The organism is Lyngbya aestuarii BL J (assembly GCF_000478195.2).
Lineage (GTDB): Bacteria > Cyanobacteriota > Cyanobacteriia > Cyanobacteriales > Microcoleaceae > Capilliphycus > Capilliphycus aestuarii.
The window spans coordinates 1-2,047 of record NZ_AUZM01000164.1 but is presented as its reverse complement, the minus strand read 5'-3'; the positions used below and the strand labels follow the sequence as shown (position 1 = coordinate 2,047).

2 protein-coding genes are annotated in these 2,047 nt (G+C 40.3%); both read left to right on the top strand.

Annotated features, from left to right (window positions below; genetic code table 11):
- On the top strand, positions 1-234 hold a 234-nt coding region (locus tag M595_RS27135; RefSeq protein ID WP_040484765.1), incomplete at its 5' end, for a Rid family hydrolase.
- Between the two features lie 301 nt (positions 235-535).
- The gene (locus tag M595_RS27130) at positions 536-1,942 is read left to right on the top strand and encodes a Rid family detoxifying hydrolase (RefSeq protein ID WP_238987015.1); all 1,407 of its coding nucleotides are present in this window, start codon (positions 536-538) and stop codon (positions 1,940-1,942) included.
- Positions 1,943-2,047: the final 105 nt, after the last annotated feature.

The following is a 2,047-nucleotide window of genomic DNA, read 5'->3' as shown; positions in this document are numbered from 1 at the left end:
ACCGAACAAATTATGGCAAATTTAGAGATAATATTAGCCGAAGCGGGAGCAACTTGGGCGGACGTGGTGAAAACAACAATATTCTTAAAAAATATGGGTGATTTTGCAGGGATGAACGCTATTTATGCCAACTATTTCGATACTGAAACTGCTCCCATTTGTGCTTGCGTTGCAGTCGCTCAACTTCCCCAAAATGCCCTCGTTCAAATCGAATGTGTAGCGTTGAGTCGTTAGGTTAAGTGATTGGATTTGTTACCCCTCCCTAGCCCTCCCCTAAAAGGTTTCTGTGTATCCAGAAGTATTGAGTTGACTATTGCCCCCTAAATCCCCCAACTCTGGGGGACTTCTAGACTTGAGTTCCTCCCAATTTTGGGGGGGCAAAGGGGGGCAAAATATAGAATTTTAATGTTGAACTCAAGATGTGTATATATGGTAGCTTTCTCAAAGAGAGGTTGGGGAGAGGTTACAAATATTAATATAAAATAAAAAGGTAAGAAAATTTACAGTTTGGTTGTAAACTAAAACTCATTGGGTGATGGAGACACCGATAATGTATGCGACTGAACTTTTGGAACGATACACCAAAGGAGAACGAGATTTTGAAGGCGTTGAACTTGTAGGAGCCAGTTTAGATCGCCTCGATTTAAGTGATATCAACTTGAAAAATGCTGATCTTACTGACGCCAATCTCAATGAAACAAAGTTAATGCGAGCAAATCTTTCTCATGCTAACTTAACTTCTGCGAATTTACGGGGAGATTTACGTCAAGCTATTCTTTCCTATGCAACTTTAAATGAGGCTGATTTAGGACGAGCAAAACTACATGGAGTTGATTTAACCGGAGCAAATTTAACCGGGGCAAATTTAACCGGAGCGAGTCTAAATCATGCGAATTTAAAACAAGCAAACTTTCACAATGCAGACTTAGATGCGGTGAATTTAATTAGTGCCAATTTGAGAGGTGCAGACTTAAGTTCAGCGAGTTTAAGTTGGTATGATAAAGTTGTTGCGAATTTAAGTCGAGCGGATTTAACCGAGGCGAATTTATCAGAAGCTAACTTATGTGGTGCTAATCTACTGGAAACCAATTTAACCCGAGCGAACCTTAAAAAAGCAAACTTACAAGATGCCAATTTAATTCGGACAATTCTATTAGAATCTGATTTAAGTTTAGCAGAACTGAGTAACGCTCGGTTACAAGATGCCAACTTAGAAGGTGCCAAACTCCAACAAGCCAACTTAACCGGGATTAATTTGTCAAAATTAAATCTAGCGAGAGTAAATCTTAATCGTGCAAACCTCAAAAATGCCAATCTTCGAGAAACCTGTTTTGAGGGTGCAAACCTAAGAATTGTTAATCTTAATCAAGCGAATTTAATTCGTGCTAATCTGAGTAGAGCAAGTTTAATTGGAGCAGATTTAACCGATGCGAACCTCTACGGGGCGAACCTCGAAAATGCTGAATTTCTAGGGGCTGTGATGCCCGATGGAGAAATCTGTGAAATGGATACAAGCTTAACTCAACTTACCCAAATTAAAGCGATGACACGTCAAATTATTCGGACAGATAAAGCCCCTGCTCCTGTTGGCCCATACAATCAAGCCGTAATTGCGAATGGGATGGTCTTTGTCGCCGGGCAAATTTCTATCGATCCCACAACAAATCAAATTGTTCATCTCCAAGATGTGGCTAAACAAACCGAACAAATTATGGCTAACTTAGAAGCCGTTTTAAGCGCAGCAGGGGCGAGTTGGTCAGAGGTCGTCAAAACAACTATTTTCCTCAAAGATATGAATGATTTTGCCGCGATCAATAGCGTTTATGGACAGTATTTTGAAACCGAAAATGCACCTGCTCGGGCTTGTGTAGAAGTGTCGCGTTTACCCAAAGATGTGTTAGTCGAAATTGATTGTATTGCGATGTTAGAGAACAATTCATAATTGCAGAATGTCCGGAAATACTCCCAACCCACCCGAAACAACAAACAATCTCTAAATACAGATAAACTTCTATTATTCTGAGCGTAGAGATCGGAAGAGCACACG

What these genes read in the sequence shown, in the direction of transcription:
- M595_RS27130 (WP_238987015.1), top strand. Translation starts at nt 536, where the DNA reads ATGGAGACACCGATAATGTATGCGACTGAACTTTTGGAACGATACACC.